This window comes from Paraglaciecola sp. QJM3NY_14, from assembly GCF_056173245.1.
This window is the reverse complement of the sequence record NZ_CM149664.1, coordinates 3,153,891-3,166,801: the sequence shown is the minus strand read 5'-3', so window position 1 is coordinate 3,166,801 and position 12,911 is coordinate 3,153,891. Positions and strand designations below refer to the sequence as shown.

Annotated in this window: 14 protein-coding genes; 7 read left to right on the top strand and 7 right to left on the bottom strand. The window is 44.2% G+C overall.

All coding sequences use genetic code 11. From position 1 onward, the window contains the following. Positions 1-24: 24 nt before the first annotated feature. Positions 25-1,050: a zinc-binding alcohol dehydrogenase family protein gene (locus tag AC0VYA_RS13400; protein WP_475488595.1), complete on the bottom strand. Its 1,026-nt coding sequence runs from the start codon at positions 1,048-1,050 to the stop codon at positions 25-27. 263 nt (positions 1,051-1,313) lie between these two features. On the opposite strand from AC0VYA_RS13400, the gene AC0VYA_RS13395 reads away from it, so the two are divergent. Continuing rightward, positions 1,314-1,727 (top strand): GNAT family N-acetyltransferase, encoded by a 414-nt coding sequence (locus tag AC0VYA_RS13395; RefSeq protein ID WP_475488594.1) that lies wholly within the window; start codon positions 1,314-1,316, stop codon positions 1,725-1,727. Between the two features lie 103 nt (positions 1,728-1,830). Continuing rightward, positions 1,831-2,373: a lactoylglutathione lyase gene (gene gloA, locus AC0VYA_RS13390; protein ID WP_473474709.1), complete on the top strand. Its 543-nt coding sequence runs from the start codon at positions 1,831-1,833 to the stop codon at positions 2,371-2,373. Positions 2,374-2,482: 109 nt separating this feature from the next. On the opposite strand, the gene AC0VYA_RS13385 is transcribed toward gloA, so the two are convergent. Beyond that, positions 2,483-3,856, bottom strand: a complete 1,374-nt coding sequence (locus AC0VYA_RS13385; RefSeq protein WP_011575410.1) for a hypothetical protein — start codon at positions 3,854-3,856, stop codon at positions 2,483-2,485. A gap of 413 nt (positions 3,857-4,269) precedes the next feature. On the opposite strand from AC0VYA_RS13385, the gene AC0VYA_RS13380 reads away from it, so the two are divergent. From AC0VYA_RS13380 to AC0VYA_RS13365, 4 genes are all read left to right on the top strand, one after another. Further along, positions 4,270-5,190: a 2OG-Fe(II) oxygenase family protein gene (locus AC0VYA_RS13380; protein WP_475488593.1), complete on the top strand. Its 921-nt coding sequence runs from the start codon at positions 4,270-4,272 to the stop codon at positions 5,188-5,190. A gap of 609 nt (positions 5,191-5,799) precedes the next feature. After that, positions 5,800-6,375: a hypothetical protein gene (locus tag AC0VYA_RS13375; RefSeq protein ID WP_475488592.1), complete on the top strand. Its 576-nt coding sequence runs from the start codon at positions 5,800-5,802 to the stop codon at positions 6,373-6,375. Between the two features lie 107 nt (positions 6,376-6,482). After that, on the top strand, positions 6,483-7,217 hold the full coding sequence (locus AC0VYA_RS13370; protein WP_475488591.1) for a hypothetical protein: 735 nt from the start codon (positions 6,483-6,485) through the stop codon (positions 7,215-7,217). A gap of 91 nt (positions 7,218-7,308) precedes the next feature. Continuing rightward, entirely contained in the window at positions 7,309-7,455 is a 147-nt protein-coding gene (locus AC0VYA_RS13365) for an HAD hydrolase-like protein (RefSeq protein ID WP_475488590.1), read from the top strand. A 276-nt stretch (positions 7,456-7,731) separates the two neighbouring features. Here the strand turns inward: AC0VYA_RS13365 and AC0VYA_RS13360 are convergent, their stop codons facing one another. Together AC0VYA_RS13360 and AC0VYA_RS13355 are read right to left on the bottom strand one after the other, a co-directional pair. Then, positions 7,732-8,022 carry a type II toxin-antitoxin system RelE/ParE family toxin gene (locus AC0VYA_RS13360; RefSeq protein ID WP_475488589.1) on the bottom strand — a complete coding sequence of 97 codons (291 nt, stop codon included), beginning with the start codon at positions 8,020-8,022 and terminating at the stop codon, positions 7,732-7,734. Beyond that, complete coding sequence (locus tag AC0VYA_RS13355) at positions 8,015-8,239, bottom strand: TA system antitoxin ParD family protein (RefSeq protein ID WP_011575406.1); 225 nt, start codon at positions 8,237-8,239, stop codon at positions 8,015-8,017. Before AC0VYA_RS13355 ends, AC0VYA_RS13360 begins: the two co-directional genes overlap by 8 nt. Before the next feature lie 275 nt (positions 8,240-8,514). On the opposite strand from AC0VYA_RS13355, the gene AC0VYA_RS13350 reads away from it, so the two are divergent. Next, positions 8,515-9,213 carry a DUF1294 domain-containing protein gene (locus tag AC0VYA_RS13350; protein ID WP_475488588.1) on the top strand — a complete coding sequence of 233 codons (699 nt, stop codon included), beginning with the start codon at positions 8,515-8,517 and terminating at the stop codon, positions 9,211-9,213. A 481-nt stretch (positions 9,214-9,694) separates the two neighbouring features. On the opposite strand, the gene AC0VYA_RS13345 is transcribed toward AC0VYA_RS13350, so the two are convergent. The 3 genes from AC0VYA_RS13345 to AC0VYA_RS13335 all read right to left on the bottom strand — a co-directional run bounded on the left by AC0VYA_RS13345 (position 9,695) and on the right by AC0VYA_RS13335 (position 12,904). Then, entirely contained in the window at positions 9,695-10,429 is a 735-nt protein-coding gene (locus tag AC0VYA_RS13345; RefSeq protein WP_475488587.1) for an NUDIX hydrolase, read from the bottom strand. 87 nt (positions 10,430-10,516) lie between these two features. Beyond that, on the bottom strand, positions 10,517-11,674 hold the full coding sequence (locus AC0VYA_RS13340) for an aromatic ring-hydroxylating oxygenase subunit alpha (protein ID WP_475488586.1): 1,158 nt from the start codon (positions 11,672-11,674) through the stop codon (positions 10,517-10,519). 360 nt (positions 11,675-12,034) lie between these two features. Further along, positions 12,035-12,904: an MYG1 family protein gene (locus AC0VYA_RS13335; protein WP_475491072.1), complete on the bottom strand. Its 870-nt coding sequence runs from the start codon at positions 12,902-12,904 to the stop codon at positions 12,035-12,037. Positions 12,905-12,911 lie beyond the last annotated feature (7 nt).

Genomic DNA, 12,911 nt, shown 5'->3' with positions numbered 1-12,911 from the left:
GACAGAATTCTAAATCTTAAGTCCCTAATAAATGACAGCTGTTTTGCCAATAGATTTACCACTTTCGATCACGCTATGGGCTTCTTTAAAGGTGTCAACATTAAAACCATTGAAGGTTTGAGTTAACGTACTTTTGATACTGCCTTGGTCAAGTAATTGCGCTATTTCAGCCAGAATATCTTGTTGACGTACTATGTCACTGGTGTTGAACATAGAGCGGGTAAACATCAGCTCCCAAACAAACCCTGCCGATTTTGCTGCTAAAGGTGAGATATCTACTTTACTATCGACCTCAACGATTGAACTTATCATTCCTTGAGGCGCGATTAACTCTACCATGGCATCCCAGTGGCCCTGCGTATCGGCAACATTGAAGATATAATCAACATGTTGAAAACCACTTTCACGAGTAGAGTCCAGTAGGTTTCTGTGATTAACCACATAATCTGCGCCCATACTGCGAACCCATTTTTCGGTTTCAGGGCGAGAAGCAGTTGCGATAACCGTCAAGTTCGTCAGCTGCTTAGCAAGTTGAATAGCAATTGATCCCACGCCACCGGCACCGCCAATAATCAACAACGTTTTCTTCTGCGTCTTGGACACACGAAGGCGATCGAATAACGCCTCATACGCAGTCAGTGAAACGAGTGGCATTACCGCAGCTTGAGCATCTGATTGGCTGGTTGGTGCATGGGCAACGATTCGATGATCAACAGCTTGATATTCAGAATTTGAGCCTGCACGGGTCACGTCCCCAGCGTAATACACTTTATCGCCCACGCTGAAACCTGTGGCATTTTTGCCAAGTGCTTCAACGATGCCCACCGCGTCATAACCTAAAATAACCGGTTGTGGGTGAGGGGTATCAATCGCGGAAAGCGCCCGGTTTTTTGCATCAGCAGGGTTAATGGATGTGGCGACAACACGCACCAACATATCGTTTTCGCCCAAAGTCGGGATAGGCATGGTAAATTTAAATAGGCTATTTTGTTCTTCAATAGGTAATGATTGAGTGAAACCGATGGCGTTCATTTGCTTAGGTACTGACATAATTTGTTCTCCTATTAGGGTTTAAAAATCGATACATGTAATATTTCATTTTGAAAATGATGACAGACGTTACACACATGTCATCTGGCTGAACGAACATTTAAATTTTGTTCTCAAGCACCAATGGCGATACTTTATGGCAACGCAGTTCGAAGAAAAACTGGGGTGGTGACGAAACATTTTCAAAATAATATTGAAAATGATGTGGCTAGCATGAGATGTATCCATCACCGCTAAAGGCTAAACGCATGCAAGGAGCATAAGTGAAACGGTATCAAGTGATAGAAGCAAGCCCAACCTTTGCGGAGTTTATCGCTCTGCGTAAGCAAGCAGGGTGGGGAGAAATCAATATTAATATCGCCCAAAAAAGCCTTGAAAATACCTTGTACTGTGTGTGTATCCGTCAATCACACGCATTACTCGCCATGGGACGCGTCGTGGGCGACGGCGCAATGTATTTTTATATTCAAGATGTAATAGTGACACCGACCCATCAAGGCCAAGGGGTAGGTCACCAAATTATGCTGAACATCGAAGAGTATCTGCAAAGTGCAGCTGCGCAGGGCGCCACTATTGGCTTATTGGCAGCCAAGGGTAAAGAGCCATTTTATGAACGATATGGCTACGTAAGCAGACCAAATACATTACTGGGAAACGGTATGTGTAAGTTTGTCTAGCATGTTAGCGTTTACCATCGTTTTTACACTAATCCATTGTTAATTATCTATTTTGCCCCCACTGAGTGAGTATGAATTTTAGATATTATGAGGAGCTAACTTTATGAGTCGTCATTTTGATAAGGCCGACGGCCTGTGTGAACAAAGAGATCCCACCACCCTTGGTTACGTGTTTAACCAGACGATGCTGCGCATTGCTGATCCAAAGCGCTCGTTAGATTTTTACACCCGGGTAATGGGCATGACGCTATTAAAGCGCCTCGATTTCCCAGAAATGAAGTTTAGCTTGTACTTTTTAAGTGCAGGCGATGACTTTTCTGACGTGAGTAATGATGACAACGCGCGAACAGTGCAAACTTTTGGTCGTCCAGCCATGCTTGAACTGACTCATAATTGGGATGATACACCTGAGAATACCCAATATCACAATGGTAACAGTGAGCCAAAAGGCTTCGGTCATATCGGTTTTCACGTACCCGACCTCGACGGAGCCTGTCAGCGTTTTGAAGCGTTGAACGTACCTTTTCAAAAACGCCCCAATGATGGTGCAATGAAAGGGCTCGCTTTTATAAAAGATCCTGACGGTTATTGGATTGAAATATTTGATGCCAACAAGGTTACAGGCTCTATCAGCGAGCACATGTAACTTTGCCGACGCACTGGCAATGAACCTTTTCAGCTAGGCAGTCCGTGGGCGTAAATTTATGCGCCCACGATTAACTTCGTTTGTCGGCAGTCGTTAACGTCAGGTGAGTTCACTCACTTTTGCGAACTTCTAACGCCTCAATATTAATGATGTTCGAGCGATTCAAGGTGATCTTAAAGCGCTGGGTTTGTTGCTTCTTGTCTTTATCCGTGTGCATTAGCACCACATTAATTTGATAACGTCTTTCCACTGCTTGCTTAGTGATTTTGTTGTTTTCTAAAGAATAAAGGCGACCTTCGCCCTTTCTTAGAAACCGAATAAAGGGGGTTAAATTGAAATAAATTTGCTGGCGCACCTCATCATAGCCCGGTAAAAAGCTTTTCGCGAAGACCTTGGTTTCGCTACGAAAATGCAGCAATTGCGCCGCTTGTTTGTTTTGCTGGCGACGTGTTTGAAACAGTTTGTCTACTTGAGGCGGCAAATCTTTATTGCGAATGTATTCAAGCCAAATGGTTTGATTGGCAACCTTGCTCTTATTCACACTGTGGCTGTATAAGATCCGCCATTTTGGCAAACCTTTTTGAATACGCCGCCAAATAATACGCGTAATGTCTTCTTTGAATATTTCCCGTAAGCCGTAAATCACTCCTAACATACCCACCAATGCAATGGTTACCTCGGTAAAATTGGTTCGCGCGTTTAACACTAATACCATCACAAACGCCATAATGATCGCGGTTACGGTACCTTTGACGATGCGGTTTAAATAGCTGTTGAGGTTCTTGGTTTTCTTTTGAAATACCACTCCGTATTCTATTAAACGCTGTAACAAGCGCATTTTATTGGTAATGCGATTCGGGTCACCGAGGGTGGTTTGCGAGTTGTACTGGTTTTCTTCTCGATATTCATTTTCTCGGCGGCATAAACCGAACAGAAAGTTTCTTTCACTGGAGTATTCTGCGCTTTTGGGCGCCCTTGATAGCAGCTTTAAAAACGACTGCTCCACTTGCCAGCTCAGGTAATTATCAGCATTTTCAAAATACGCCCTAAGCTTTTCATCAGACGGTGTATAGCGCCTTAATTTTTTAAGCAGGCCAGAGGTTTGCTCAGCAAGCTCTATCGCTTGGGGGTAAAACTCTTTGCTGTCTTTAAGCTTAAGCGTTTGCTTGATGTCAGTATCAAGGGCGGTACGAATTTGATAAGAATATAAATTGAGGTTTAAGCGATAATCACTTTGTTCGCCTTTCTTTTGACTAATGTATCGGCTGCGCACCAATGGCACATGCAGTTGGTCAGAATAATAGGCACTGTGGTTTTGAATGCTGTGGTGAAAGTACTGTTCCTCGGTCAAGGTTTTTGCGCTGATACCCATTTCATCAGGCAATGAAAAATACAGGTCGAGTCTTTGGTGATCACTGGGCAAAAGCTGATAACCGACTCGTATGGACAAGTTTTCGTCTTGGGTCAGCTTAATATTATTCACTGATATCTTGGTCTCCTTTATGACTTGCGATGTTCATATTCTGAGGTTGACTAGGTTGTTACTTGGCTATTGGCTGCTTTTTTGGCAATGCTTAGGGGCAGCCTGAGAAATAGCGAGTATGAACGCTGCGTAAAATAAGTATGCCTGACTTTTTGACCTTTCCCCAATCTTCATATTCATAATCGGCAATTTTTCGTCACTGCGACTTATCATCGCGACTTATTACTGGGAAGGCGTAACGTGGTGCTGCGGCGGTGATTGTGCATAGCGTGGCTCAGTCGTTAGCAGGTGATTATATAGAATTAATTGATTTTGTTTCCTTTGGTAGCGTATTTATCCATGAAAGTAGTTGTAATAAATTGTGCGCCTCGGTTGCAGATATAAGATCGTGCAACATAACAGGATGATTTATTATGCAAACCAATCAACTAAACCAACTAAATCAAGCACGCAACTTAGATTTACCTTCCCGTGAAGCCATGTTGCATCGCACTCCTTCAGTCCAGCAGTTTTGGACCAACCACTACAACTTACTGAGCGATGCATGGAAAGAGTGGGAAGAGAGCAACAGCGACACGCTGGCAACACTTGACAGCTCCTTGCTCGATAGCCGTTTGCGAGACGCCGTAGAGCAAGCATGGGCCGACCCAAGTAAAGAATTAGCAGTACAAGACTTGATGCAAGAAGTGGCACCAGATGTATTCAAATTCCAGTTTTTCGACCCACAGCGATTGGCGGATTTACGTGCCTATCTTGAGCAAGTGTGGGAAGCACACATTCCCCTTCGCCCACCGTACGGCATTGTATTGAATCGACGCGGTGCGATGTTAGACAGCCGCTCTGAAGGGTATTTGGCTGCGCCAAGCTTTCAAGTGTTTTATCGTGAAATGCTAGACAGATACATGCGCCCCATAGCTCGTTTGTTGTTCCCTGAAATAGTGGGTTACGATACCCAAACGTTTGGTTTTTCGATTCATTACAAACCAAATACAGATACATCGATTCGCCCGCATACAGACGCCTCAGCGGTCACCTTGAACATCAATTTGAATCTACCTGATGAGCCGTTCACCGGTTCAAATGTGGACTTCTACGATCCCAGTACAGGCAAAATGATTGGCTTGGCGTTTAAGCCGGGTAGTGCGATGATCCACCGTGGCAATGTGGTGCATGCCGCACAACCTATCACCAGTGGTGAGCGCACCAACTTCGTTCTTTGGTTGTATGGTGACTACGGCAGAATACCGATGCAAGGCGCTGATCGTGTTGCAGTCGATGCGAAGCTGCGCTGGGCAGTGCCAACGGGACCATTGGATGATTTTGCGCCATTCTAGCTTTTATTAGGTAAACGTTATGCACCTTGCGTGCTTTTTATGGGCTACGCCCAGGTTATGCACTTCGTGCACCAGCATCCATGCTGGATATGACAGACCATCCATGGTCAGCCAGTCACTTTTTCAAAAGACGACAAAGTAACCAAAAAGTCTTTTGCTCCAACAAACTTTCTTAACCGCCAAAAGTAACGGCTTTAATGTCAGAACGGCGTGAGGAAACATCCCTGTAAAGCAACACGCCTTGTCCAGACATCCCTGTCTGGCCATCTGACAATCCGTTACTTTGAGCGTGAAAGTTTGAGTCGCGTGAAAATAAAAAGCAGCGACTTTGTCGCCAAAGCATTCGCTTTGCTCACTTAGATGTAATCAATTGTATGGATGTTTTTATATACACTCCCCTCTGTCATTCCGGTAAAGAGCAAGGTCTTGGAAGTTTTCCGTATTTCTACAAGATCAAGGTCAATATATGGAAAAAATTTAATCTGTACAGTAAGTTACCCTGTATGCTAAAAAAGACAGATGTAGAAAGGTGAAAAACTTCCGTGATTAAATGCGGAAATTTTCCGACTATTAATATTGTTAGGTTTTGCGTCGAGCAAAGGAGTTTAAATGAGAGTATTTATAATCATCCTTACCTGTATTGGTATAGTTGGATGTGCAAGTACGGAATACGGAGCTACATTTTCAGGTCAATCTAGCAAATACCAAGAGCCCAAAAGCGGTTCAATTGCATACCTACATCTAGAAACTGAACTAAAAACAGATGGTTTTGGACTTGCGCCACATCCACATACAGCAATTATTTACGAACTTTGCTCTCCAGAAAAAGCAGGACAAGTTAAATTTGGTTATCTTGGGGATATTAAAATTTCGACAAACTCACCATTAGGAAATCCAGGGACTGTTAAAGTAAAATCAGGTAAGCCTATATTTTTAGCATTTGGTTTAATTCATCCAGTTAACGGTTACGAATGTACTTCAAAGCATATATTCACACCAGAAAATGAGAAAAAATACTCATTTGTGAATTCATTAAATTGGTCTGAGTGTCCAACAAAAACGGGTGTTATCTCAGGTAAGAATAGTATTTCGCAAATTAAGAATATCAAAACTCTTGATAAAGCTAAAATTGCAGAGTTAGGGCAAAAAGGCATAAACATGAATAGAGAGTTATGCAAAACCTAAAAAGGGTTTTCAAGTCGGACAAATTACAGTTGGCTTTTTGTTCGTGCCTCACTTATTTTAGCCAACTGCAATTTGCCGCTTAAAACGGCGTTAGATGAAAACCAACTATGTACTGGACTGATGATAAGAAAGAAATCGCTAAAGCATTTGCTATTGCCCCTGCAATACCGATAGCGATTGTTAGCGTATTTTCACTACCAGCAGGCCTGTTCGTTTTTATGTTCGGGGCACCGGTCGCTTACGCTTGCGCTGCTCTTGTAGGTATTCCTTTGTTTGCCCTTTTCAATAAAGCGAACATATCCGGTTGGTCGTATTTTATTCTGGGTGGCTCATTGTGTGCTGTTCCTGGAATATTATTATTTACCAAGTCCCATGTGCCGTTGGTATACAGCCTTCAATCTATTAGTGGTTTTAGCCTAATGGGTGCAGCTGGTGGTTTTATTTTTTGGTGGCTTTATCCTAGAAAGAAATTCAAGAACAGCCAGCAAACGAACTTACCTGGCTTCGCGTTAATTGTAGCTCTCGGGGGCGCATTGTCTTACATTTATGTACTCGGGCGGTATGATTATATCGATGGTAAAACTCTATCTATTAAGCATCCATTTGTTAGCCCTATGGATACCAACGTGAAAATAGAGGCAGACGGTCAAACTGTAGAAGCACGTTTACCAAAAGGAGTGCCTTACCGCACTAACTGTAAAATAAGTGTTGTTGTCTGGCGCGAACTGTTTAACCATAAAAAAGCATATTCATTAAGCTATTACCCTGATTATCCGCAGGCGCACCACTATCAGTGGCTCACAGAAAAAGCACAAAAGGGTATCAGCAAGTCATGCAGTTAAAATTATCTAACAAGTGCATCATGGTGGGAATTTTACTCGCTGAAAAAGCGCTCCTAAAATCCCCATATGTTAAGCGTTAAATGGAATCAGTATGATGCAAGCTGCAATTTTTGACATGGATGGAACGTTAATCGATTCGGAACCGATGTGGACAAAAGCCGAAAAAGAAGTCTTTTCATCTTTAGGTGTAAAAGTAACTAATGATCTTTCATCTCAAACTGTTTGGATGACTAATTAGCAGGACACCCATGGTTAGGGAGTTAGTAGGAGTTAGCAGGACTGCAAATTACAAAGACATCCATTGGTAATAATAGAATTTAAATTAGCAGGACGAATTATCCAGACACCCATGATAATTGTTGTCCGGATGTTTGTCTCGTCACCTAAAAATCAGTTACTTTAAACCGGAAAGTTTGAAACGCGTAAAATCTGAAGCAGCAGCTTTTTTGCTAGGCAATTGTTTCTGTTACCCGCTGTGACGTGCCTGCTCGGCTGTTGTGCGGGAAGTCATCACTCAAAAGAGTTTTTTGGCATCGCGGTAGAAGTTTTCGTGGGTGCCGAATGTGAGTAGCTCAAGTACAACGGCTTCATCTTGATAACTGTAGCCGAGAAGGGTGAGTTGTTTTGCCATCTTAAATTTGTATACGCGCATAAATGAAAGGTCTCCCTTTTTCTGCTCTCCTAACAGAGGATTCTCCATTAAAGCTCGGACTGCGTCGTCAAGATCGGCTTTTTGATTTTTTCTGAGTTTCTTCGCAGCCTTATTAAAACTGGATGTTTGTAAAACTTTTGTGATTTTAGCCAAAATCGTAGGTCTCTAATTTTCCTGCTTCTTTCTCAGCTTTTGCAATAATGGCCTGTTTTACAAACTCGTATGGCAGTTCAGGATTGTCTTCCATCATCTCACCAATTTTCGCCCAGTGCTCTATTTGCTTTGGTGTTGTGCGGTTAAGTGCTTTAGCCATTATGCTGGCTTTTTCTACTAGCTCTTGGTCCAATCTAATACTCGCAGTTGCCATCATCATTTCCTCATTTGTATGGTTTAATTGTAGCGTCTTGCAACAATTGTGGCAAGACGCTAAGAATTATCAAGAACAAGTGTTAGCAGGACGAGTTATCAGAGCAGCCGTAATAAACATTGGCTGGCTGTTTTATCTAGGGTGTTTGCTTAGCCAACTGACTTGTTGGTCATTCTTTGATTTTTTGCTGGTTATTTATGGCTAGCTTGGGTAAATTTATTTGACTTTTGAGTTTTCAGTGTTGTTCAAAATGTTGTTTGTAGAATGTAAGAGGGATTATGCGGTTTCAGGGAAAGGTGTTTAATTGGAATGATGACAAGGGCTTTGGTTTTGTTGAGCCAAATGGGGGCGGTGAGCGGGCGTTTGTGCATATCAAAGCGTTTACGCCACGTTCTCGGCGGCCGGTCGATGGGGACGTCATCACCTATGAGTTGGTGCGCGAGTCTCACAATCGCTGTAAAGCTGAGAATATTCAGTTTGCTCGGGGATTAAACGGGGCTAGCACTAGGCAAGCCAGTATAAAGTCTGCTAATCCCAACAAAGCAAATAAGCGTAGAACAAATAACAATACCACCGTGAATGTATTCTTAGTGCTGTTTTCGATTGCCTTAGTTGTATCTATTTTGATGGGGGCACTACCTCTGGTTATTGGTGGTGTGTACCTTGTCATGAGCATGATTGCATTTGTTGCCTATGCGCTTGATAAGTCAGCTGCGCAGAATGGTCGTTGGCGCACAAAAGAGAGCACGTTACATTTGTTTGCTTTTTTAGGTGGCTGGCCAGGCGCCTTGTTAGCACAAAATCGCTTGCGACATAAATCGAGTAAGGCGGAGTTTAAAAACGTCTTTTGGTTTACTGTGGTGTTAAATCTAGGCGGTTTGTATTGGTTGCATACAGAAGACGGAGCGGTGTTTTTGAATGATAAGGTGTTGCCGTTTGTCAGTGGTGTGCAAAGTATGGTGATAGGAGGGAGTTAAGTTATTTATGCACTTCGTGCACAGATTACAGCTTCGCTGTCTACACACTGCTTGTGCTAAGCATGCGCGGTGCTTATTTATAGCCTTCGGCTACTAGGGCATACGCTTCGCGTACTTATGTGCTGCGCACACTTTACGCACTTCGTGCACAGCATCCATGCTGGATATGACAGACCATCCATGGTCAGCCAGTCACTTTTTCAAAAGACGACAAAGTAACCAAAAAGTCTTTTGCTCCAACAAACTTTCTTAACCGCCAAAAGTAACGGCTTTAATGTCAGAGCGGCGTGAGGAAACATCCCTGTAAAGCAACACGCCTTGACCAGACGTCCCTGTCTGGCCATCTGACAAACCGTTACTTTAAACGGGAAAGTTTGAGTCGCGTGAAAATAAAAAGCAGCGACTTTGTCGCCAAAGCATGTGTTGCGCTCACGCCATAATCATCAAAACAGCCGTGATAGTTCCTGCCAGTTTTTGCGTTTTATATTTTATCTATCACGGGTTTGCCGTTGCGAAAGTATATAAATGGGCCTTCGGCTTCAGACGCTTGGCCGCTGGTTAAGCGTTGTGCTACTTCTTTAAGTATCATTCGGGTGATAATAGGTAATTCGAGCTTTTCGGCGTCGACCAGTGATACCCAGTGCATGGCGAGCAATTCACCAGACCCTTGGGGCGTTTCGTGTACATCCCCTTGGATAATATCTGCGTCAACCATAAAGAATCGCGTATCGAAGCGGCGATTTCGATAGGGCGGCGTGATGGCTCTTGCTATGAAACTCAGGGTATCAAGGCGTGGATTAACACCATGTTGTAAAAACGCCTGCCACTGGGGTGAGCGGGTTCTTATGGGTAAGCTATCAGTTTCGCCAAGGAGTAATCCGGTTTCCTCGAACGTTTCACGAATAGCCGCCAGTGCAAGCCCTCTAGCACGTGACTCAGAGCATCCTTTCATTAAACGTTGCAGTACGCTGGGTTGAAGGTCGTTAGGCGGGCGAATACGACTGTCTGCCGCTTCAATCTTACCCCCAGGGAACACGAACTTATTCGGCATGAATTTATGCTCAGCTGAGCGCTTACCCATCAGAATTTGGGGGTGAGTACTGTCCCGGCGCACAATAATCAGGGTGGCGGCATCTTTAGGTTTTACAGCACGTCCTTGGGATCGCAACTCGGCGGAGGGCGTATTGTGGGGGATATAGGGTTCGTTGTTAGGCATGTTAGCCCCTGTTTATTTATTCAATAGGTGCGGCGTGAAATACCAATCTGCTAGGTTTACTTGATAGCCAGTGGCGTTTCCAATTAATCACCTACGTTTAGCCTTTTGCTTTCGCTCAAATTCTTTTGCAAGGTGGGTATGCAGGCGCACAATCGCGCTCTCAAATAAGCCAAATTCTAAAAATTCATTTGCTTCGCTTGCCAGTCCCTTTTGAGCGGATAGCACTATCTGTAAATCTTCAACCGCACCTTTAGCAGCGAACTCTTGACCTTCATTAACAGCATCAAGCCTTGGGGTGTCGTGCTCGCCAATCGCGCTGATAAGGTAGGTATGTTGCTCTGTTGTTGCCTCATCAATAGGCTCAAGCACATTGACTTGCATACATCCTGGAAAGGTTGAAATAACCACATTGGGAAACAGGTGATAAACGTAGGTAAGTCGCCCATCAACTGAGATGTCAGATGCCTTGTTATGCCTTAACCCCTCTATTGCTTTGTAGGGAAATGTTACGCGGCTATTCTCCCCAAAGGCTTCGATCACCGTGAGGTTGTCGTATTGCACGGGGAAAAACGTGCTTTTGTGTGTTTGGCGAATATGGTAACCCTCAAGAGAGCTTTCTAGATAAAGCTTCCAATTCGCTTTGACTATCTGACGGGTTGAATTTAATAAACGGTAATGCTCAGGAATAAGGTGAGGAATAGGCGCTATATCTTGCTCTATATTTGCTTGCGGGTTTTGGTTAATAAATACCAAGCCATTGCTCTCAATACAGGCCACCTCGACAAGTCCACGTGTTGCTTTATCAACATCTGGAAACCCATCTTCATGGGGAATACTTAGCAGGCTCCCGTTAAGATTGTATGCCCAACCATGATAGGGGCAAACCAATGCACGAGCACAGCCTTGGCCATCAGCGAGTTTAACGCCTCGGTGACGGCAGGCATTTCTAAAGGCACGAATAACGCCGTCCAATCCGCGTACAGCAATCAAAGGCACGGTGGCTGTGTCACGGGCAACATAGTCCCCCATTTTGGCGAGTGCGCTTGAAGGGCAAAAAACGATGCTCCGACTTTGCAAAATACCAAGCTCTGCTTCAAGTCGCGCTTTCGAGCGGTAATTAGCTGTGGGCTCCCGCCAGCTTTGCTTGCCTTGATCGGTTGTGCCGTTGTCGATATGTGCGAAAATTCTTTGCACGACTTCTATATCGGTGAGTAGTGTTTTTTGATCATTGGTATTGACGGGCATATTCTCTCGCAAGCTGAAGAAACAATACTGTTCAAAAATAAAACAAAAAAGGGGCATTGCGAAGTCAGCGGTTTTTATACGTGGTAATCAGGGGGGGTTATATAACAAAGGGGGTAGTTATAAAGACACCCATGGTAAATACAATACATTTTGGCTGTGGCTAGCCTGATATATGGTTGTTTTTATTCATATTAATGTTTTGGCTGTTTAGAACAAATTACGAAGACACTCATGAAAACTAACTGATTGTGAGGGTTACTTACTTGGTGGGGTAGCCTTGGCTGCGCTTCTGCGTCGGCAGCCAAAGTTGAAATAGATGGTAAGCAAGGCAACTGTTGTATGCGTTGCCCCTTTGGGGCTTTAGTCTTGTAGGGCTAGTTCGGCCATTTTCATTGTGCTTTCGAAGGATGCGGTGCCGGCTATGAATAAGCCGTTGTGACAGAACATGGCGTCTTTTATGCCTGTTTCTGTTTGTAGCTCTGCATCTGATAAGCCTGCCCATGGTTTGGGTAGGGATTTTCTGTCTTCGAATGAGCCGGGCTCTACGGGGACGGTTTGAATCATCCATTGCCCTGATTGTGACGGGTAGACCATATACAATGCTTGCTCTGATAGGGTGTGAACTGTTTTCTTCCATGGGGTGTATTTTTCTAGCACGATCACTCTTGGATCTTGTGCATTTTTTATTGCTTCGGCGACGATGGCTTTTGCGTTTATCCCACCGCTGGCCGCTGCTATTGCGCGCGCTAATATGCGCGCTGCGAAATCAACCGCTTCGTTAAAGCCGGCGTCAAAATCACCTTCTTCTTGCCACGTTGGGTTGAACATTGAAATGGTTTGGCTAAGGCTAATGCCTTCAGCGACTCCTTTAACATGGCCACAGTCGATGGCGTCAATGGTAGACACCAGACCGGCGTCAATCGCGTTGGCGAGCTCTTGATTATCGCCACATATGGTGAGGCCATATTTCTGCCAAATCAAACCAAATGACGAGTAGGGCACGCCATTGTCGCGCTCACCGGCGCCGCCACGTTGGTGGTGGTCAAAGCGGTCTGTTGCTGCATTGTGTTCGCCGCCTACATCAATTACCACATCTGCCTTGGCGATAGTGTCTTTATCACGGGTGCGAATGAGGGTAAACGTAGGGAAAACGCTTTTAAGGGCCGCGACACTGAATACATCGTCAGCATGAAAATTGCCGCTGTGGGTTACTACTATTTTATCATTCATCATTTTT

Coding starts and splice junctions, on each gene's coding strand:
- AC0VYA_RS13340 (WP_475488586.1), bottom strand. CDS start 11,674: ATGCCCGTCAATACCAATGATCAAAAAACACTACTCACCGATATAGAA.
- AC0VYA_RS13350 (WP_475488588.1), top strand. CDS start 8,515: ATGCGGTTTCAGGGAAAGGTGTTTAATTGGAATGATGACAAGGGCTTT.
- gloA (WP_473474709.1), top strand. CDS start 1,831: ATGAGTCGTCATTTTGATAAGGCCGACGGCCTGTGTGAACAAAGAGAT.
- AC0VYA_RS13355 (WP_011575406.1), bottom strand. CDS start 8,239: ATGATGGCAACTGCGAGTATTAGATTGGACCAAGAGCTAGTAGAAAAA.
- AC0VYA_RS13375 (WP_475488592.1), top strand. CDS start 5,800: ATGAGAGTATTTATAATCATCCTTACCTGTATTGGTATAGTTGGATGT.
- AC0VYA_RS13370 (WP_475488591.1), top strand. CDS start 6,483: ATGTACTGGACTGATGATAAGAAAGAAATCGCTAAAGCATTTGCTATT.
- AC0VYA_RS13345 (WP_475488587.1), bottom strand. CDS start 10,429: ATGCCTAACAACGAACCCTATATCCCCCACAATACGCCCTCCGCCGAG.
- AC0VYA_RS13400 (WP_475488595.1), bottom strand. CDS start 1,050: ATGTCAGTACCTAAGCAAATGAACGCCATCGGTTTCACTCAATCATTA.
- AC0VYA_RS13335 (WP_475491072.1), bottom strand. CDS start 12,904: ATGAATGATAAAATAGTAGTAACCCACAGCGGCAATTTTCATGCTGAC.
- AC0VYA_RS13365 (WP_475488590.1), top strand. CDS start 7,309: ATGATGCAAGCTGCAATTTTTGACATGGATGGAACGTTAATCGATTCG.
- AC0VYA_RS13380 (WP_475488593.1), top strand. CDS start 4,270: ATGCAAACCAATCAACTAAACCAACTAAATCAAGCACGCAACTTAGAT.